Origin of the sequence: Lapillicoccus sp., from assembly GCF_025353065.1 — a bacterium.
Taxonomy (GTDB): domain Bacteria; phylum Actinomycetota; class Actinomycetes; order Actinomycetales; family Dermatophilaceae; genus Lapillicoccus.
This window is the reverse complement of record NZ_JANXRJ010000030.1, coordinates 16,818-35,396: the sequence shown is the minus strand read 5'-3', so window position 1 is coordinate 35,396 and position 18,579 is coordinate 16,818. Positions and strand designations below refer to the sequence as shown.

General features: G+C 71.2%; 17 protein-coding genes. 8 read left to right on the top strand and 9 right to left on the bottom strand.

Features of this window, described 5'->3' with window-relative positions; genetic code table 11:
• Positions 1-260, top strand: a 260-nt coding sequence (locus Q0R63_RS02310; protein ID WP_295693400.1) for an HNH endonuclease signature motif containing protein, incomplete at its 5' end; no start/stop codon positions are given.
• A gap of 199 nt (positions 261-459) precedes the next feature.
• Here Q0R63_RS02310 and Q0R63_RS02305 read toward each other — a convergent pair.
• Complete coding sequence (locus Q0R63_RS02305; protein ID WP_295693398.1) at positions 460-1,647, bottom strand: glycine C-acetyltransferase; 1,188 nt, start codon at positions 1,645-1,647, stop codon at positions 460-462.
• Positions 1,648-1,780: 133 nt separating this feature from the next.
• On the opposite strand from Q0R63_RS02305, the gene Q0R63_RS02300 reads away from it, so the two are divergent.
• From Q0R63_RS02300 to Q0R63_RS02290, 3 genes are all read left to right on the top strand, one after another.
• A complete protein-coding gene (locus Q0R63_RS02300) occupies positions 1,781-2,137 on the top strand; it encodes a maleylpyruvate isomerase N-terminal domain-containing protein (protein ID WP_295693396.1) in 357 nt (118 codons plus the stop codon).
• Complete coding sequence (locus Q0R63_RS02295) at positions 2,138-2,497, top strand: hypothetical protein (RefSeq protein WP_295693393.1); 360 nt, start codon at positions 2,138-2,140, stop codon at positions 2,495-2,497.
• A gap of 166 nt (positions 2,498-2,663) precedes the next feature.
• Positions 2,664-3,560, top strand: coding sequence for a methyltransferase domain-containing protein (locus Q0R63_RS02290; RefSeq protein ID WP_295693390.1), 897 nt, complete (start codon positions 2,664-2,666; stop codon positions 3,558-3,560).
• Positions 3,561-3,563: 3 nt separating this feature from the next.
• Here Q0R63_RS02290 and tdh read toward each other — a convergent pair whose 3' ends face one another.
• From tdh to rlmN, 5 genes are all read right to left on the bottom strand, one after another.
• Positions 3,564-4,601 carry an L-threonine 3-dehydrogenase gene (tdh, locus tag Q0R63_RS02285; RefSeq protein WP_295693387.1) on the bottom strand — a complete coding sequence of 346 codons (1,038 nt, stop codon included), beginning with the start codon at positions 4,599-4,601 and terminating at the stop codon, positions 3,564-3,566.
• A gap of 25 nt (positions 4,602-4,626) precedes the next feature.
• The gene (locus Q0R63_RS02280) at positions 4,627-5,838 is read right to left on the bottom strand and encodes an acyl-CoA dehydrogenase family protein (RefSeq protein WP_295693384.1); all 1,212 of its coding nucleotides are present in this window, start codon (positions 5,836-5,838) and stop codon (positions 4,627-4,629) included.
• Between the two features lie 60 nt (positions 5,839-5,898).
• Positions 5,899-7,263, bottom strand: a complete 1,365-nt coding sequence (locus Q0R63_RS02275; protein WP_295693381.1) for an acyl-CoA dehydrogenase family protein — start codon at positions 7,261-7,263, stop codon at positions 5,899-5,901.
• Positions 7,264-7,438: 175 nt separating this feature from the next.
• On the bottom strand, positions 7,439-9,394 hold the full coding sequence (locus Q0R63_RS02270; protein WP_295693378.1) for an adenylyl cyclase: 1,956 nt from the start codon (positions 9,392-9,394) through the stop codon (positions 7,439-7,441).
• A 108-nt stretch (positions 9,395-9,502) separates the two neighbouring features.
• Positions 9,503-10,726, bottom strand: a complete 1,224-nt coding sequence (gene rlmN, locus Q0R63_RS02265) for a 23S rRNA (adenine(2503)-C(2))-methyltransferase RlmN (RefSeq protein ID WP_295693375.1) — start codon at positions 10,724-10,726, stop codon at positions 9,503-9,505.
• A 118-nt stretch (positions 10,727-10,844) separates the two neighbouring features.
• On the opposite strand from rlmN, the gene Q0R63_RS02260 reads away from it, so the two are divergent.
• Positions 10,845-12,137, top strand: coding sequence for an alpha/beta fold hydrolase (locus Q0R63_RS02260; RefSeq protein WP_295693372.1), 1,293 nt, complete (start codon positions 10,845-10,847; stop codon positions 12,135-12,137).
• Between the two features lie 151 nt (positions 12,138-12,288).
• On the opposite strand, the gene Q0R63_RS02255 is transcribed toward Q0R63_RS02260, so the two are convergent.
• Genes Q0R63_RS02255 through pyrH form a run of 3 tightly spaced genes read right to left on the bottom strand, consistent with a single transcriptional unit; the run spans position 12,289 to position 14,678 of the window.
• Positions 12,289-13,329: a phosphatidate cytidylyltransferase gene (locus Q0R63_RS02255; protein WP_295693369.1), complete on the bottom strand. Its 1,041-nt coding sequence runs from the start codon at positions 13,327-13,329 to the stop codon at positions 12,289-12,291.
• A 6-nt stretch (positions 13,330-13,335) separates the two neighbouring features.
• Positions 13,336-13,893: a ribosome recycling factor gene (gene frr, locus Q0R63_RS02250; RefSeq protein WP_295693366.1), complete on the bottom strand. Its 558-nt coding sequence runs from the start codon at positions 13,891-13,893 to the stop codon at positions 13,336-13,338.
• 53 nt (positions 13,894-13,946) lie between these two features.
• Complete coding sequence (pyrH, locus tag Q0R63_RS02245) at positions 13,947-14,678, bottom strand: UMP kinase (protein WP_295693362.1); 732 nt, start codon at positions 14,676-14,678, stop codon at positions 13,947-13,949.
• Positions 14,679-14,918: 240 nt separating this feature from the next.
• Here pyrH and Q0R63_RS02240 point away from each other — a divergent pair, with 240 nt between their 5' ends.
• The 3 genes from Q0R63_RS02240 (at position 14,919) to Q0R63_RS02230 (ending at position 18,511) form a co-directional block, all read left to right on the top strand.
• Positions 14,919-16,190: an iron-containing alcohol dehydrogenase gene (locus Q0R63_RS02240; protein WP_295693359.1), complete on the top strand. Its 1,272-nt coding sequence runs from the start codon at positions 14,919-14,921 to the stop codon at positions 16,188-16,190.
• An 88-nt stretch (positions 16,191-16,278) separates the two neighbouring features.
• On the top strand, positions 16,279-17,787 hold the full coding sequence (locus Q0R63_RS02235; RefSeq protein WP_295693356.1) for a histidine kinase: 1,509 nt from the start codon (positions 16,279-16,281) through the stop codon (positions 17,785-17,787).
• 1 nt (position 17,788) lies between these two features.
• Positions 17,789-18,511, top strand: coding sequence for a response regulator transcription factor (locus tag Q0R63_RS02230; protein WP_295693352.1), 723 nt, complete (start codon positions 17,789-17,791; stop codon positions 18,509-18,511).
• The last annotated feature ends 68 nt before the right edge of the window (positions 18,512-18,579 follow it).

The following is an 18,579-nucleotide window of genomic DNA, read 5'->3' as shown; positions in this document are numbered from 1 at the left end:
GCAGACGCCTGTTCACCGGCCCCCTCCGCACCGCCATCCTGCGCCGCGACACACACTGCACCTGGAACGGGTGCACCCTGCCCGGCGGCTGGTGCCACGTCCACCACAACGCCTGGTGGTCCCGCGGCGGCCCCACCTCCTACCTCAACGGCGCCGCCCTCTGCCCCCGCCACCACACCCTCGTCCCCGACCGCGACCTCACCGCCACCATCACCGCCACCACCGTCACCTGGCCCATCTGGCCCACCTGGCCCACCTGACCACCCCGCCCCACCAGGGCGGGGCCACCAGCACGCTCGGAGCGGCAAGATCAGCACCCTCCACACGGGCCGCCACACAGGCCGGCCGGACAGAACCGGGCAGGTGACGACGTATGCCAGCGCGCCACACCACCCGGCCGGACAGAACCGGGCAGGTGACGGCGTCTGGACGCGAGCCACGGACACGGAGCAGGAGTGGTCAGCCCACGGCCTCGCGCGCCCCCACGAAAGCCGCGACGCAGGCGCGGACGTCCTCCTCGGAGTGGGCCGCCGAGAGCTGCACCCGGATTCGCGCCTTGCCCTGTGGCACAACGGGATACGAGAAGGCGACGACGTAGACGCCGTTGTCGAGCATGTGGTCGGCCACGGCCGCCGCCCGGCGCGCGCCATCCTCCCCGGGGAACATCACGGGCGTGATCGGGTGCGACCCTGGCAGCAGGTCGAAACCGGCGTCGGTCATCAGCGACCGGAAGAGCTCGCTGTTGCGTCGGAGCACCTCCCGCTGCTCCCCCGACGACGCGACCATCTCCAGAGCAGCGGCCGAGCCGGCCACCACGGACGGCGCGACGGAGTTGGAGAAGAGGTAGGGCCGCGATCGCTGGCGCAGCAGGTCGACCACCTCACGGTGCGAGCTGACGTAGCCCCCCGACGCACCTCCCAGCGCCTTGCCCAGCGTGCCGGTGAGGATGTCGACCCGGTCCTGGACCCCGAAGAGCTCCGGCGTGCCCCGGCCCCCTTCTCCCACGAACCCGACCGCGTGCGAGTCGTCGACGAAGACCATGGCCCCGTGCGCCTCGGCGAGGTCGCAGATCGCCTCGAGCGGAGCATACGAACCGTCCATCGAGAAGACGCCGTCGGTGACGACCACCTTGCGCCGACAGTCCTTCGCCGCCTCGAGCTGCGCGGCAAGATCGGTCATGTCGGCGTTGCGGTAACGGAACCGCTGGGCCTTGGAGAGTCGGACGCCGTCGATGATCGAGGCGTGGTTCAGGGCGTCGGAGATGATCGCGTCCTCGGCACCGAAGAGCACCTCGAAGACGCCGCCGTTGGCGTCGAAGCAGGAGGAGTAGAGGATCGTCGCCTCGGTGCCGAGGAAGGTCGAGATCTGGGCCTCGAGGTCGGTGTGTGGTGTCTGGGTGCCGCAGATGAACCGCACCGACGCCATCCCGAAGCCCCACTCGTCGAGCGCCCGCTTCGACGCGGCGACGACGTCGGGGTGGTCGGCCAGCCCGAGGTAGTTGTTGGCGCAGAAGTTGAGTGCCTTCGCCCTGAGCGTCGTCACGTGTGCCGACTGCGGCGACGTGAGCTCGCGCTCGGTCTTGTAGAGGCCCGCGGCGCGGATCTCCTGCAACGTGGTGGCGAGCTCGTCCTGGACCGATCCGTACATGGGGTGGGCTCCTCGGGTTCCGTCGGTTCTGCCTCGAGCGCCTGCCGTCAGCGGGCAGGTCTTCCTGGTGACGCTAGCCGGTCGCCGTCGGCGGGACCACAGCACTGTGGGTGGCCGGTCCTACAGTGAAACGATGCTCTCCCCCACCGATTGCCTCGCCGCCATCACGAGCCACAGCGAAGGCTTCGCCGCCGCCGCCCGCGGCCGCCTCGAGGCGGACGTGCGCCACTGCCCGGGCTGGGTCGCCGATCTCGTCGCCCATGTCATCGACGTCCATTGGTACTGGGCCACGATCGTCGAGCAGCGGATCACCGACCAACCGGGGGACACTCTGGTCCGTCCCGAACGGGTGGGCGACGACGAGCTGGTAGCGACCTTCGAGGCGGGTGCCCGCCGCCTGGTGCGGGTTCTCGAAGCGGTCGACCCGAGGACGCGAGTGTGGACGTGGGCGCCTGGTCATCAGGACGCAGCCTTCGTCATCCGTCACTAGGTGCAGGAGATCGCCGTCCACCACTGCGACGTCGCCGACGCAACCGGCGCGACCGGAGCTACCGTCACCATCACGCCCTTCTCCATCACGCCCGAGGTGGCGGCCGACGCGATCGACGAGTTCCTCGAGGTCTCGATCTCGTCCGACGTCGACCCGGCCGACGCGGGAGCACCGGTCCTGGCCGGCTCCTTCGGCCTGCGCTGCACCGACACCGGCGCCGCCGCGGGGACCGACGGCCCCGGAGTCTGGCGGATCACCGACGGTGCCACGCCGGGAACGATGCGGGCGGCTACCGAGTGCGTGGGCGCCACCGAGGGCCTCCCGACGATCTCGGGACGCGCGTCCGACCTGCTCCTGTGACTCTATCAACGCATCGAGGTCGACCCCTCGACCGTCGACCTGGCTCTGCTGCAACGGTTTCGGGCCCTGACCTACACCACCTGACGACACGGGCCGCGGCTCCGACTCCAGTTCCGCTTCGGGCAATCCGCTCCGCTCCACCGCCAAGGGGAGGACCATCCGAGACATGGATGACGCGCACCGACAGGATCACGCCGAGCAAGCAGAGACCGGGAGTCCGGCGCAGGACCCCCGGGCACGGATCTCGGCCCTCTTCGACGCCGTCGCAGACACCTACGACCAGGTCGGGGTCCCGTTCTTCGCTCCGATCGGCCAGGGTCTCATCGATGCGCTCGACCCCCGGCCCGGCGAGCGCGCTCTCGATCTCGGGTGCGGTCGCGGCGCCGCCCTCCTCCCCGTGGCGCGAGCCGTCGGACCGACCGGGCGGGTCCTCGGCGGTGACCTGTCACCCAACATGGTCGCCGCCTGCCGCCGCCTGGCGGCTGAAGAAGCGCTCGCTCACGTCGAGGTGCGGGTGATGGACGCGCAGGACCCGCCCGGTCCCGACGACGGCCACCCGCTCGACCTCGACCTCATCTCGTCCTCGCTGGTGGTCTTCTTCCTGCCCGACCCCCTGGCCGCTCTCGGCCGGTGGCTCCCGCTGCTGCGCCCCGGTGGCCGGGTGGGGCTCTCGACCTTCGCCGACCAGGACCCGACGTGGCAGCGCGTCGACGAGGTCTTCCACGCCCACCTGCCGCCGGAGCTGCTCGACCCCCGCACGAGCGGACGCGCGGGCCCCTTCGCGACCGACCACGGCGTCGAGGACCTGCTGCAGCGGGCCGGCTTCGTCGACGCACGAACCAGCCACCTGGCCCTCGGCGTCCACTTCGCCGACGCCGAGCAGTGGTACCGCTTCTCGATGTCTGTCGGCCAACGCGCCTTCTGGGCCGCGGTGCCCGAGTCCGAGCGCGCGTCGGTCAAGGCGCAGGCGCAGGACCGGCTGGCCGAGGTCGCCGCCGCAGATGGCTCACTGACCTTCGCCCAGGACATCCGCTATACCCTCGCCACCCGTCCGGGCGGCTGACCCTCAGCTCCAGTCGAGGACGACCTTGCCGCACTGCCCCGACCGGGCGATGTCGAAGGCCTGCCGCCACTCCTCCGCCGGTAACCGGTGGGTGACCACCGAGGCGATCGTCGACCGGAAGTCCTGCGACGTCGAGAGCATCGAGCTCATGGCATACCAGGTGTCATACATCTCGCGGCCGTAGATCCCCCGGAGGGTGATCATGTGGGTGATGACACGCCCCCAGTTGATCGGGTATGCCGCCTTGGGCAGCCCCAGCATGGCGACCCGGGCGCCGTGGTTGAGGTTCTCCAGCATCTCCTCGACGGCCGAGGGCACGCCCGACATCTCGAGCCCGATGTCGAAGCCCTCCTTCATCCCGAGGTCACGCTGCGCCTCGGCGAGCGACGACCGGCCGACGTTGACCACGAGGTCGGCCCCGGCGCGTTTGGCAAGGTCGAGGCGGTAGTCGCTGAGGTCGGTGACGACGACGAAGCGGGCTCCGGCGTGCCGGGCGATAGCCGCAGCCATCACCCCGATCGGACCGGCGCCGGTGATGACGACGTCCTCCCCCACCATCGGCCACTGCAGCGCCGTATGCGTCGCGTTGCCGAGCGGGTCGAAGATCGCGCCGAGGTCGGGGTCGAGGTCGGCCGGCTGGACCCAGACGTTGGTCGCCGGGATGACGACGTAGTCGGCGAAGGCCCCGTCGCGGTTCACCCCGATGCCCTGGGTGTTGATGCAGACGTGCCGACGACCGGCGCGGCAGTTGCGACACGTGCCGCAGACGACGTGCCCCTCGCCGGAGGCGCGGTCGCCGATAGCGCAGGACCGCACGTCGTCCCCGATCTCCACCACCTCGCCGTAGAACTCGTGCCCGAGGACGAGGGGCGCCGTGACGGTGGCCGCCGCCCAGTCGTCCCACTGCTCGAGGTGCAGGTCGGTGCCGCAGAGACCGGCCCGCAGTACCCGGATCTTCACGTCGGCCGACCCCACCGCGGGCTCCGGTCGGTCGACGAGCTCCAGCCCCGGGCCGGCGGTGGTCTTGGTCAGTGCGCGCACGCGGCCGAGGTTACTTCAGCCCGCGCTACTTCAGCTCGCGGCTGGAGAGGCCGAGCACCCTCCGGGCGACGATGAGCAGCTGGATCTGCTGCGTCCCCTCGAAGATGTCGAGGATCTTGGAGTCGCGCGCCCACTTCTCCAGCAGCTCGTTCTCGCTGTAGCCGACCGACCCCGCCAGCTCGACGCAGCTCAGGGTGACGTCCGAGCCCACCCGGCCGGCCTTGGCCTTGGCCATCGAGGCCTCGAGGGAGTTCGGCTTCCGGTTGTCGGCCATCCAGGCGGCCTGCAGCACGAGGAGCTGGGCCGCCTCCCAGTCGGACTCGAGCTGGAGGAACCTGGCCGCCGCCGCGGACTGGGTGATCGCGGGACGGTCGTAGTCCACGACGACGCCCGCCTGTTCGAGGAGCTCGCGGGTGAGGTCGAGCGAGGCCCGCGCACACCCGATGGCCATCGACGCGACCAGGGGGCGGGTGTTGTCGAAGGTCGCCATCGCCCCGGCGAAGCCCTGCTTGGTGTCGACCTCGGGCGACCCGAGGAGGTTCTCGGCCGGGATCCGGCAGTTGTCGAAGACGATCGTCGCGGTGTCGGACGCACGGATGCCGAGCTTGTGCTCGAGCCGGTCGACGCGCATACCGGGAGTGCCCTTGGGGACGAAGAAGGACTTGATCGCGGCTCGCCCGAGCGAGCGGTCGAGGGTCGCCCACACGACGACGGCGTCGCTGCGGCCGCCGGACGTGACATAGATCTTCTCGCCGTTGATGACGTAGTCGTCGCCGTCGAGGATGGCGGTCGTCGTGATGTTGGCGCTGTCCGACCCGGTGCCGGGCTCCGTGATCGCCATGCTCGCCCAGACACCGTCGAACCGGGCCCGCTGCTCGTCGTCGGCGACCGAGGCGATGGCCGAGTTGCCGAGGCCCTGACGCGGCATCGACAGCAACAGGCCGACATCACCCCAGCACATCTCGGCGACCGACATCACCGAGGCGAGGTTGGCGCCGTTGCGGACGCCGGTGTCCTCGTCGGGGCCGTCCCGGCGCACGCCTGCTGCGCCGGCACCGCTCCCCGCCCCCGACTCCGACAGCCCGTCGATCATGCTCGCGAGCATGTCGAGCTCCTTGGGGTAGTCGTGCTCGGCGCGGTCGTACTTGCGGGAGATCGGCCGGAGCATGTTCATCGCGACCTGATGGCTCTGGGACACCAGCGGCCGCAGCTTCTTCGGGCTGTCGAGGTTGATCATGGCTCTCTCGTCTGGTCTCGGGTTCGTCGGCGGGGAAGTCTGGGGCGGTGCGGAAAAGGCTCAGACGAGGACAGCACCCTCGGCCAGACCGATGGCGCGCAGGTCGCGATACCACCGCTCCACCGGGTGCTCCTTGACGAACCCGTGCCCGCCGAGCAGCTGGACGCCGTCGAGACCGATCCGCATACCCTTGTCCGCGCAGGCTTTTCGCGCGAGCGCGACGTCACGGGCGAAGTCCTTGCCAGCTGCCGCGCGGGCTGCGGCCTTGTAGGTGAGCAGCCGCATCCCCTGCAGCTCGATCGCGATGTCGGCGACCATGAAGGCGACCGACTGCCGGTGGGCTATCGGCTCGCCGAAGGCCTGGCGCTCCTTGACGTAGGGCGTGACGTAGTCGAGCACGGCCTGCCCCACCCCGACAGCCAAGGCGCACCATGCGAGGCGCGAGAGGCGGACGCACTCCGTGTACGTGCTGCCGTCGTCGGCCCCGAGCAGCGCGTCAGCCGGGAGCACGACGTCGGTCAGGACGAGCTTGCTGAGAGAGGCCGCACGGACGCCCATCGACGGGTCGGCCTCGACCGTCAACCCCGGTGTCCCCGACTCGACGAGGAAGAGGACCGGGCGGCCGTCGAGCTGGGCGCCGACGACGAAGAGCTCGGCGGCGTCGCCACGCGGGACGATGCTCTTGACCCCGGAGAGGACGAACGACGCGCCGGTGCGGGTGGCCGTCGTGGCCGGCGACAGCACGTCGAAGAGGACGGTCGGCTCGCTGAGCGCGAGCGCGGCGGCGGGGACGTCGTCGCCGGTGAAGGCCGGGAGGTAGGTCTGCTGCTGGGCGTCCGTGCCCCACAACGAGATCGCGGTCGCCACCGACCCGGCGGCGAGGAGGGCGACGGTGAGGCCGAGGTCGCCCTTGGCCAGGGCCTCGGCGACGAGGACCCCCGACATGGCTGAGCGCTCCTCGGAGATGCCCCCGAGCGACTCGGGGACACCGAGCGTCGGGACACCGATCTCGAGGCTGGCCTTGAGGACGGCCTCGGGAGCCACACACGTCTCGTTGGCCTCGGCGGCGGCAGGTCGGACGACCCGTTCGGCGAAGTCGGCCGCGAGCTCGACGAGCATCTGCTGGTCCTCGGTGGGCGTCAGGTCGAAGACGCCGGCGCTGGACGTGGAAGGGACCCTCGTGCCGGCGACGCCGCGCCGGCCGGACCGTGCGAACGTCCGACTGGCGCTCGTCGCCAACCGGAACCCGTCGCGGGTGGCGGTGTAGACGGCCTGCTCTGCGGTCCGACGCAGGCCGAGCCGGTCCACGAGGTCGCTGCGGGCCACCCGGCTGAGCGCCGCCACGGCATACCCGATCGGGTCGCGTGACTCGTTGCCGGCGACGCCGTTCTTGCCCCCGGGGGACAGGCCTTTGAGCAGTGACATGACCCGTATCTTACTTCCGGTAAGGAGGCCGCCGTCGAGGTCGACCGGGCCTCCTATCCGCCGCGGCCACAGGTTCCGGTCAGATGGTGGAGGTGGTGTCGGCGCCTCCGGTCACCTGCACGGCCAAGGCCCGATCAGACCCGCTCCGTTGCACGCGGTCGCGGAGACGCGAACATCACGGATAGCTCGTGACGAAGCTCGGCACCCCGACGGCCGCACTGGTGACGGGGGCACCGACGTCGTTCACGACGTGGTCGAGCGTCCCGGCGCCGAGGTCCACCGTCAGCAGGTCGTGCATCCGCACTCCGGGCCGGACGGGCACCTCGAAACCGTGCGTCGCGTGCAGCGACGGGTCCACGTTGGTGAAGATGTAGCTGCCGCCGCCCCACAGCTCGTGCGTCCGGACCCACGGCGAGACCCTGTATGCCGCATAGCCGAGGATGCCGTCGTGCTGCCACGACGCCTGGTCCGGCGCGTCGTAGGGGAGCTCGTTCTGGAAGAAGACGGTCATGCCGCGCTCCCCGTTCCAGACCACGTTGTCCTTCTGGAAGTGCTCGACGAAGAGACCGGTCGCCGTCACGTCGTCGCCGTTGACGACCACGCCGTGGTCGGACGTGTTCGCCGTCCAGCCGACCCCGGTGCCGTGGTCCGCCCGCCAGGCCCAGATGTCGTCGAGCACCACATGATCGGCGTCGACCTGCAGGGCGACCGTCGCCCTGCCGGCGTGCGGTCCGCCGACCCGGAAGAAGACGTCCTGGACCCCGGTCGGGGTGCGGTTCTTTCCCTGCCCGGAGACCCCGGAGACCCCGGAGACCCCGAAGACCCCGTCGCCGCCGTGGCCCCCGTCGCGGCCGTCGCCGATACGCATGAGGGCGGGCGAGCTCACCGGACCGGCGTCGATCATCAGACCTGCGACGTCGGCGCCCTCGGCGTCCACCCGAAGGGGCACGGCGCCGCCGACCGCCGTGAGGGTCGCGATGCCGAGCCCCAGGACGAGGGCGTCGGGGCGGCGCACCTCGATGCTGCGGTCGACGTCGTAGACCCCGGGGGTGAGCAGCACGTTCCTGCCGCGGTCGAGCTGGGCGTTGATGGTCCGGACGGAGTCGCCGGGCCGGGCCAGATAGAACTGCGCGAGGGGCACGGACCGGCCGGGGGTCGGGGTGGCGCCCCAGGTGGGTCCGCTCGAGGCGGTGCGGGTCGCGGGGACGAAGACGTTCCAGGCACCCCGGGCGTCGACGTAGAGGTAGGGGCGTTCCCGGCTGACCGGCGTGGTCGGCAGTGTCGTGTAGGGACCCCCCGCGGTGCCGCCGCCGGGGAAGGACTGCGCCGGCGCGCCCTGGACCCCGGAGAACACCTGGTTCCACACGCCGTTGGACCACGTGCCGATGCTGCTGTCGCGGACGAGGAACTGCTGCTGCGAGCCGTTGGTGATCGTGCCGGTCCGGGAGTCAGCGATGAATCCCCCACTGGCGAATTGCGGTCCGGCGGTGCAGTAGTCCATCAACGAGAGGTTGCCGTTGACCTGCACCCGGCGCATCGGGCTGGCCTGGGAGACGGCCCAGAAGTTCGCGGTTGCCCGGCAGCCCACCCCCCCGGCGACGTTGATCGTGAGGTTGGACAGCGAGCGCCAGAAGTTGTCCAGCGCGAGGCAGTTGTCGGCGGCGAGGCAGCGGTTGTAGACGTCGACGTGTCCGTTGATGACGACGTCGGACGGCGACTGACCGAGGCCGGCGACCTCGGTGTAGTAGCCCACCTGGATGTTCAGCGGGTGGTCCGCCGTGCCGTAGGTGCCGGGCTTGAAGAGCAGCGCGTCCCGGCCGGTGCCCATCTCGGCGTCGACCTGCCGCGCGGTCACGCCGTCGGCAGCCGCCTGGATCTGGTCCGTCGACATGCTCGGGTCGAAGACGAGGACGTGGGGGCCCAGGTCGGGATCATGTCCGGTCGTGCGTGGCGCGGCCGAGGTCGGCGGTGCGCCTGCACCGGTGCCGGAGGGGACCGTCGCGGCGCGGGCGGCGAGGCCCGATCCGGAGGCGAGGAGGGCCATCGCGCCGAGGGTGGCGACGATGCCGCTCAGCAGGCGACGGGCGGGACGGACGGACGATGCTGAGAACGATGCTGTCGACGGTGACATGGAGGGATCGTGACCCCGTTCGGGCCTCTCCGCAAGTCGGGAGCCGGCCACGGCTCGAACCGGTTAAGGCGCTGTTGCGCAACAGCCTCGACCATGACCTCGCCGCGGTCAGGCGGTCGAGGCCGCGAGCTGTCCGCAGGCGCCGTCGATGTCCTGTCCGCGGGTGTCGCGGATGGTCGTGGGGATCCCCTGGGCCCGGAGCCGTTCGACGAACTGCTGCTCGACGCCCGGCCTCGAAGACGTCCACTTCGAGCCCGGCGTGGGGTTGAGCGGGATGGGGTTGACGTGCACCCAGCCCTTGCCGCGGGCCGTGAGCTTGGCGCCGAGCAGGTCGGCGCGCCAGGCCTGGTCGTTGATGTCGCGGATGAGCGCGTACTCGATCGAGACCCGGCGCCCCGTCGCCTCGAAGTAGCGGAAGGCCGCGTCGATCGCCTCGTCGACCGACCACCGGGTGTTGATCGGGACCAGCTCGTCACGCAGCTCGTCGTCGGGGGCGTGCAGCGACAGCGCGAGGGTCACGGGGATACCTTCGGCGGCGAGCTTGTCGATGGCCGGCACGAGGCCGACCGTCGACATCGTGATCCCCCGCGCCGACAGTCCGAGACCGTCGGGCGCAGGGTCGGTCATCCGCCGGATCGCGCCGATCGCGGCCCTGTAGTTGGCGAGCGCCTCGCCCATGCCCATGAAGACGACGTTGGAGACGCGCAGCGGCGACGCCGGCTGGTCGGACCCATCGATCTCGCCGGACACTGCCGCTGACACCGCCCCCGACACCGCCCCCGACACCGCGCTGAGCTCCCCGCGCCGGATCGAGCGCGCGGCATACACGACCTGCTCGACGATCTCCGCGGCCGACAGGTTGCGGGTGAGGCCGGCCTGGCCGGTCGCGCAGAAGGGGCAGTTCATCCCGCAGCCGGCCTGGCTCGAGACGCAGATGGTGACCCGGCCGGGGTAGCGCATCAGGACGGACTCGACGATCGCGCCGTCGTGGAGCTTCCACGCCGACTTGATGGTGGCTCCGTCATCGGCCGTCCGCACGACGAGGGGGGTCAGCAGGGTGGGCAGGAGGTCGGCGACCAGATCGTCCCGGATCGCCTTGGGCAGGTCGGTCATCTCGTCGGGGTGCTCGACGAGCCGCTCGAAGTAGTGCGTCGACAGCTGCTTGGCCCGGAACCCCTTGTGTCCCAACGCTTCCACCGCCGACTTCCGCTCGGCCGGGTCGAGGTCGGCGAGGTGTCGCGGGGGCTTGCCCCGACGGGGCGCGGTGAAGGTCAGCGCGCCGGGCACCGGGCGGGCGACCGAGGGCTCGGGCAGGGGCAGGGATGGCGTCATAACGCGACCCAGTCTCTCAGGTCATCAACCTCACCCAGGTCATCCACCTCTCCCCAGTCCTCCACCGCTTCCCGGTCACATACAGTGCTCGTGCGACCTGCGTCCCCGAGGAGCCTGCATGCCCACCCCCTCCACCTCGTTCCTCATGCCCGGGATGGCCGTCACCGACCACGTGACGACCGTCCCGCTCGACTGGTCCGCCCCCGACGGGCCGACGATCGAGGTGTTCGTCCGCGAGGTCGTCGACCCCACCCGTCGCCACGAGGACCTCCCTGGTCTGCTCTTCCTCCAGGGCGGACCCGGCGGGAAGTCGCCGCGCCCGGGAGGAGCCGACTGGGTGCGCGAGACGCTGACCCACTACCGCCTCTTCCTGCTCGACCAGCGCGGCACCGGCCGCAGCACACCGGTCGAGGGTCGACGGCTGGCCGCCCTCGGGACTCCGGCCGAGCAGGCGGCATACCTCGCCCACTTCCGGGCGGACTCGATCGTCCGGGACGCCGAGCACCTGCGGCACACCCTCTTCGACGGGAAGCGGTGGGAGACCCTGGGTCAGAGCTACGGCGGCTTCTGCACCCTCGCCTACCTCTCGCTGGCGCCCGAGGGCCTGGCGGCCTGCTACGTGACCGGCGGCCTGCCCGGCCTCCGTCCGGACGCGGCCGAGGTCTATCGCCGCACCTACCCACGGATCGCCGCCAAGAACCGTGAGTACTACCAACGGTTTCCGCACGACGAGGGCGTCGTCGCCCGGATCGCCGACCGCCTCGCTGCCGGTGACGTCCTGCTGCCCGACGGCGACACCCTCACCGTCCGGCGGCTGCAGCTGCTCGGGCTGGAGTTCGGGCGCAAGTCGGGCTTCGACCTCGTGCACTGGATCATCGACGAAGGTCTCGCCGACGACGGCGAGCCCCGCGAGGCCTTCCTCGACCGCGTCCGCGACCTCACCGCGTTCGCCGACAACCCGCTCTTCGTCGTCCTCCAGGAGCCGATCTACGGCGACCCGGCCACGGGTGCGACCGCATGGGCGGCGCAGGCCGAGCGCGACCGCAGGGCCGAGTTCGCGGAGACGGCCCGCCCGCTGCTGTTCACCGGCGAGACGATGTTTCCCTGGATGTTCGACGAGATCCGCGTCCTGCGGCCGTTCCGGGAGGTCGCCGACCTGCTCGCCGCCCGGACCGACTGGCCGCCGCTCTACGACCTGGACGCCCTCGCGCGCAACGAGGTGCCGCTCGAGGCGGCGGTCTACCACGACGACATGTACGTCGATGCGCAGCTGCAGCTCGACACCGCGGCCCACGTCGGCAGTGCGCACGCCTGGGTGACCAACGAGTGGGAGCACGACGGCCTCCAGGACGCCCGGGTCCTCGCCCGGCTGCGCACGCTCGTGGCCGAGCGCGGCGGCCCGCTGCGCTGAGAGGTCTCGCCCGAGCCACTCGAAGGTTTCGCCCGAGCCGCTCGACCCAGGAGGGGTACCCCTCCTGAGTCAAGTGCCATCGCATACCGCACGACGGCGAGACCGGGCTCCGCTCCCCGGCGGTCCGCGTCGGCGGCTCGGTGCGGGAGTCCTAGTGGATGGCGACCGGCACGAGGATCGCGAGGACGGCCCACGCGACCGGCGCCACCATCACCTGGGAGTCGAGGCGGTCCATCACGCCGCCGTGCCCGGGGAGGATGTTGGACATGTCCTTGATGCCGAGGTCCCGTTTGATCGTGGACTCGACGAGGTCGCCGACCGTCGCGACGACCGCCGTGAGCACGCCCAGCACCAGGCCCACCCACCAGGCGCCGTGGAGGGTGAGGGTCACGTCGAGGACGGCGACGACGCAGCAGGCGACCACCGACCCCCCGAAGCCCTCCCAGGACTTCTTCGGGCTGATCGTCGGCGCCATGGGGTGGCGGCCCTGCGTGGCCCCCACGGCATACCCGCCGATGTCGCTGGCGACGGTGACCCCGACGTAGGTGAAGATCCGCCACGCACCGTCGGAGGGCGCGAGCAGCAGCGAGCTGAACGCGGCGAGCAGCGAGGGGTATGCCGCGACGAACATCCCACCCGCGACGTCGCGGGCCGCGCCGACCACCCCGTCGGCGAACCGCCAGATGAGGATGGCGACGCAGGTCAGGGCGAAGCAGACCGCGAGCGCCTGGCCCTGGCCGTAGAACGCGGAGAACATCATGCTCACCGCGCCGACCAGGCTCGGGACGAGCGGCACGTGGACCCCGCTCCCGCGCAGCGCCCTGGTCAGCTCCCAGACCCCGACGCACACCCAGGCGGTGGCCAGCCAGAGGAAGAGGTCGCGCCGCACGAACAGGCTCGCCGCGACGAGGGCGCCGAGGGTGAGGCCGACGACGATCGCGGCGGGCAGGTTGCGGCCGGCCCGGGAGACCTTGACCGACTGCTCCTCGGTCGTGACCGGCGCGACCAGCAGCCCGAACTCCGCGTCCGAGGTGCCCGAGGTGCCCGAGGTGCCCGGGGCGTCCGGGGCGTCCGGGGCGTCCGGGGCGTCCGAGGCGTCCGAGGCGTCCGAGGCGCCGGCCGCATCGGCCACCTCACCCGGCGTGCCCCCCGGGGAGGCAGGCTGGGTCGTCGTGGGCACCTCGTCCGTCATTGCTGCTCAGACCTCGAAGAGCTCGGTTTCCTTGCCCTTCAGCAGGGTGTCGACCGAGTCGACGAACTTCTTGGTGAGGGCATCGAGCTCCTTCTCACCCCGTGAGCCGTCGTCCTCGCCGACATCGCCGTCCTTGACCAGCTTGTCGAGGTCGGTCTTGGCCTTGCGGCGGATGTTGCGGATCGCGACCTTGGCGTCCTCGGCCTTGCCGTTGGCCAGCTTGACGTACTCGCGGCGACGCTCCTCGGTGAGGATCGGCAGGACACAGCGGATGACGTTGCCGTCGTTGCTGGGGTTGAGGCCGAGGTCGGAGTCACGCAGGGTCTTCTCGATCTCGTGCATCGAGCTCTTGTCGAACGGGCTGATCAGGATCGTGCGCGCCTCGGGCGTCTGGAACGACGCGAGCTGCTGAAGCGGCGTCGGGGCACCGTAGTAGAGGACCGTGAGCTTGTTGAACATTCCCGGGTTGGCGCGGCCGGTGCGGATGCCGGCGAAGTCCTCCTTGGCGACCTCGACCGCCTTCTCCATCTTCTCCTCGGCCTCGAACAGGGTCTCGTCGATCATCGTCTGGCCATCCTCGCGTGCAGTGGTTGAGCGCAGTGGTGTGCGGGCTGACGTCACGCCGCCGTGACGAGCGTGCCGATCCTCTCACCCCGAAGCGCCTTGGTGATGTTGCCCTCGCCCTCCATGCCGAAGACGAGCATCGGCAGGTCGTTGTCCTGACAGAGGCTGAAGGCCGCGGTGTCGACGATCCTGAGGTTGGCCGAGAGGGCCTCGGCGAAGGTCAGGGCGTCGTACTTGCGGGCCGAGGGGTCGAGCTTGGGATCCGCGGAGTAGACCCCGTCCACCCCCGACTTGGCGATCAGCAGCCGGTCGCACTTGGTCTCGAGCGCCCGCTGGGCGCTGACCGTGTCGGTGGAGAAGAACGGCATACCGGCGCCGGCCCCGAAGATGACGACCCGGCCCTTCTCGAGGTGGCGGATCGCCCGTCGCGGGATGTAGGGCTCGGCGACCTGGCCCATCGTGATCGCGGTCTGGACGCGTGTCTCGACCCCGGCCTTCTCGAGGAAGTCCTGCAGGGCGAGGCAGTTCATCACCGTGCCGAGCATGCCCATGTAGTCGGCCCGCGAGCGGTCCATCCCCTTCTGCTGGAGCTCGGCCCCGCGGAAGAAGTTGCCGCCACCGATGACGAGGGCCACCTGCACGCCGTCGTTGACCGCGAGCGCGATCTGGTCGGCGATGCCCTTGACGACCTGGGGGTCGAGGCCGACGGCACCACCGCCGAAGACCTCACCGGAGAGCTTGAGGAGCACCCGTGCGAAGCGGTGCTGGTGGACGTCGGTGGTCACGTGAGGCCTCCCGAGAAAGAGCGTCTGCGGTCAGGAGATCCTTCCACATCCTGGAGGGTCTCCCGGTCCGGCGATGCCGTGCGCGGGTCAGGACCCCGCTACGCAGTCGACCCTCCGCGGCCCGTCCGAGCCGCAGCCCTCCCCCCGAGCAGCTGTCGCGCGGGGCCGGTACTATCGCGGTGGCAAGCAGTGCTGCGACGCCAAGCAGCCACGCGCCCACCTCACCGTCGGGAGGCAGTTGTGCACGAGGCCCCCACCGCCGTGGGTCCGACCACCGGCACGTTGGCTGGCCCGGCTGCCGTGCTCGAGATCCCTCCGCTGCGCCAACGGCAGGAGCACGAGCGCGGGCCGTTGACCGCGCCGTCCCGCCTGGTCAAGTTCCACGCCCCCGAGGTCGTCTTCGGCTTCGGTTCGCTCGCCGAGGCGGGGTATGCCGCGCGGCGCCTCGGCGCCCGGCGTCCCCTCGTCGTCACGGACCCCGGCATCATCGAGGCCGGCTGGACCGACGAGCTGCTGGGCCACCTGCTCGAGGCCGGACTCGCTCCCACGGTCTGGGCCGGCGTGTCGCCGAATCCCAAGGACCACGAGATCGCCGCGGGCTACCGCGCCTACCTCGAGCAGGGCGCCGACGTCATCATCGCCGTCGGGGGCGGGTCGTGCATCGATGCGGCCAAGGGCATCGCGATCCTCTCGAGCAACGGCGGCAACGTCCTCGACTACGCCGGGGTCGACATGGTGACCCGGCCGATCCCACCTCTGCTGATGATCCCGAGCACCTCGGGGACCGGTGCCGACGTCTCGCAGTTCTGCATCGTCACGGACACGGCGCGGTCGGTGAAGGTCACGATCATGGGTCGCGCCCTCGTCCCCGACCTGTCGATCATCGACCCGCGGCTGCTCATGACGATGCCCGAGTGGCTTACTGCCGCAACGGGTCTCGACGCCCTGACCCACGGCATCGAGTCGTTCGTCTCCCTGGCCCACAACCCGCTCGCCGACATCCACGCGCTCAGTGCCGTCGGCCTCGTGACCCGCCACCTGCGGACGACGATCAGCCGGCCGTCGGACGAGCCGGCCCGCGAGGGGATGGCCCAGGCCAGCCTCAACGCCGGGCTCGCGTTCACCAACGCCATCCTCGGCGCCACGCATGCGATGAGCCACCAGGTCGGCGGGCTGCTCGACGCCCCGCACGGCGTGGTCAACGGCATCCTCCTGCCCCACGTCATCCGCTACAACGCTCGCGCCACGCCCGACCGCTTCGTCCACCTCGCCCGCGCGGCCGGCCTGCAGGTCGACGGTATGCCGGGCATCGAGGCGGCGGAGCTGCTCGCCGAGCACGTGCGGCAGCTCGCCGACGAGGTCGGTGTGCCGCGGGGTCTGCGCGAGCTCGGCGTCGACGAGTCGTGCATCGCGCGGCTCGCGATGACCACCCTCGACGACGCGTGCCTGACGACGAACCCCCGCAGCGCCAACAGCGACGAGCTCGTGGCCCTCTTCCGGGCCGCGCTGTGACTCCGGGCTGCGCCGTGACTCGGGGCTGCGCCGTGACTCCGGGCTGCGCCGTGCCTCCGGGGCCTGCTGTGACTCCGGTCCGCGCGCCGTGAGCGAGGCCCGGCTCCCCGATCTTGCGGCCCTGACCGGGGTGCGGTCGGGCAAGGGCTCGTTCTACCAGGAATACGTCCGGTCGGACGAACGCCTGCAGCACGCCGTCCGCGCCATGGACTCGATCTCGCGCGCCCTCGTGCGCACCATCGAGGGCCCGCGCGGCCTCCTCGAGGAGGTCGCCCGAGCCGCGGCGAACTATCTCGACGCCCGCTGGACGGTGCTCGGCCTCGCCGACGGGCACCTGCCGGGCTCCCGGCCGCGCTTCGTGGCGGTCGGACCCGACGGCGAGGTGGAGGGCGACGAGGAACGGCTCCCCACCGACGTGCGACGGGAGCTCGCCGCCGTCCGGGCCGGCCTCGCCCGACCGGCCATCGGGTCGGGCTGGGTGCGGGTGCCGATGACCCTCGAGGGCGAGGTGATCGGGGTCCTTACCGGGAGCCACGGTCTCGCTGGAGGACCTGAACCGAGCGACCTGTCCGTGCTGCGCATCCTCGCGAACCAGGCGGCCGTCTCGCTCCACACCTCGCAGCAGTACCAGTCGGGGCTGGCCGCCCAACGACGGGCCCAGCAGCTCTATGACGAGGCCACCGCCCAGGCCCAGGACCTGGCCGTCCGGACCGCCGAGCTGCGCCGCGTCGAGCAGCGCCTCCAGGTCGCTCACCAGCGCGAGCTGCTGGACAACGAGCGCCACCGGATCGCCCGCGAGCTGCACGACAGCGTGACCCAGTTCGTCCTGTCGGCGGGGATGGCGGTCGAGCTGGCCCGCGGTCGGGCCGAGCAGCTGGGCCCCGACGCCAGCGACATCACCAGCGAGCTGGCCACGGCGAAGAGCCTGTCCCAGCAGGCGGTCGAGCAGCTGCGCCGGGCGATTTACGCCCTCTACCAGCCCCACGGCGACACCGTGTCGACCCTGCCGGAGCTGGTGCAGGAGGTGGCCCGACACCATCAACCGCATCTCGACGTGCAGCTGCGGGTGGAGGGCGATGCCATCGAGCTGCCCAACGAGGCGCACCACGAGATCGCCCGCGCCATCGGCGAGGCCCTCTTCAACGTCGCCGCCCACGCCGAAGCGACCCGGGTGATCATCCGGCTGCGCTATCGGCCCGACGAGGTCCGCGTGGCCGTGGCGGACGACGGCGTCGGCGACCCCACCGACCTCAGCCGGCTGCTGCGCCTCGAGCGGTCGACCACCACCGACGGGCGACACCGCGGTCTGGTCAACATCGACACCCGCATCGGCGACCTCGGCGGGTCGATCGCGTTCCGGAGGGCCCGGCTCGGCGGCGTCCGGGTCGAGATGCGTATCCCGCTCCCCCTGCGCTCGGCCGGGGTCCACGGACTGATCGACGGGCTCGTCAACTCGTCCAGCAGCTCACCCGTCGTCGTGCCACCACCCGTCAATTCACCACCCGTCGGTCCACCACCTGTCGGTCCACCACCCGTCGGTCCGGGGGCGCTGGGGCCCCGGCGCGCGCCGTCCGCCAGCCACCTCAAGGAGGCCTGACATGGCCACGCTCACCCCGGCAACCGGACACGCCCAGCCGCGCAACCGCCCTCGAGGTGGAGTCCACCCCGGCGGACGGGAGGACCTCCCGGTCGGCATCATGCTCGTCGACGACCACGCGATCGTCCGCCAGGGACTGCGCTCGATCCTCGAGCGGGAGGACGACCTGCGGGTCGTCGCGGAGGCCTCCACCGCCGCGGAGGCGCTGACCGTCGTCGCGCACGCCCGTCCGCAGATCGTGCTCCTCGACCTCAAGCTGTCGACGTCGTCCGACACCGAGGGGCTCGAGCTCTGCGCCGAGCTCGTCCGGCTCCACCCGGAGATCGGGGTCCTCGTCTTCACGACCTTCCTCGACGAGCACCTGGTGCTGGCCGCGGTGCGCGCCGGCGCCCGGGGCTACGTCGTGAAGGACGTCGACACCTCGGCCCTGATCCGGGCGATCCGCGACGTCAGCCGCGGCGAGAGCGCGTTCGACGCGCGCAGCGCCTCAGCCATGGTCCGCGGGCTGAGCAAGCCGGAGCCCAGCCACGCGCGGCAGCTGACCACCCGGGAGTCCGAGGTGCTGAGGCTGCTCGCGCGCGGGATGTCCAACCGCGACATCGGGGCCCGGCTCTACATCTCCGAGACGACGGCCAAGTTCCACGTCGGCAACATCCTGCGCAAGCTCGGCGTCAGCCGCCGTGCCGAGGCCGTCTATGAGGCGAGCAAGATGGGCGTCATCTGACGAGGCTGTTCACGCCTCTAGTCGCGACGACCGTTGGTCGACGTCTCTCCACCGGTTGAGGCTCAGAT

Coding starts and splice junctions, on each gene's coding strand:
- frr (WP_295693366.1), bottom strand. CDS start 13,893: ATGATCGACGAGACCCTGTTCGAGGCCGAGGAGAAGATGGAGAAGGCG.
- Q0R63_RS02305 (WP_295693398.1), bottom strand. CDS start 1,647: ATGTACGGATCGGTCCAGGACGAGCTCGCCACCACGTTGCAGGAGATC.
- Q0R63_RS02300 (WP_295693396.1), top strand. CDS start 1,781: ATGCTCTCCCCCACCGATTGCCTCGCCGCCATCACGAGCCACAGCGAA.
- Q0R63_RS02290 (WP_295693390.1), top strand. CDS start 2,664: ATGGATGACGCGCACCGACAGGATCACGCCGAGCAAGCAGAGACCGGG.
- rlmN (WP_295693375.1), bottom strand. CDS start 10,726: ATGACGCCATCCCTGCCCCTGCCCGAGCCCTCGGTCGCCCGCCCGGTG.
- Q0R63_RS02270 (WP_295693378.1), bottom strand. CDS start 9,394: ATGTCACCGTCGACAGCATCGTTCTCAGCATCGTCCGTCCGTCCCGCC.
- Q0R63_RS02280 (WP_295693384.1), bottom strand. CDS start 5,838: ATGATCAACCTCGACAGCCCGAAGAAGCTGCGGCCGCTGGTGTCCCAG.
- Q0R63_RS02260 (WP_295693372.1), top strand. CDS start 10,845: ATGCCCACCCCCTCCACCTCGTTCCTCATGCCCGGGATGGCCGTCACC.
- Q0R63_RS02255 (WP_295693369.1), bottom strand. CDS start 13,329: ATGACGGACGAGGTGCCCACGACGACCCAGCCTGCCTCCCCGGGGGGC.
- Q0R63_RS02230 (WP_295693352.1), top strand. CDS start 17,789: ATGGCCACGCTCACCCCGGCAACCGGACACGCCCAGCCGCGCAACCGC.
- Q0R63_RS02275 (WP_295693381.1), bottom strand. CDS start 7,263: ATGTCACTGCTCAAAGGCCTGTCCCCCGGGGGCAAGAACGGCGTCGCC.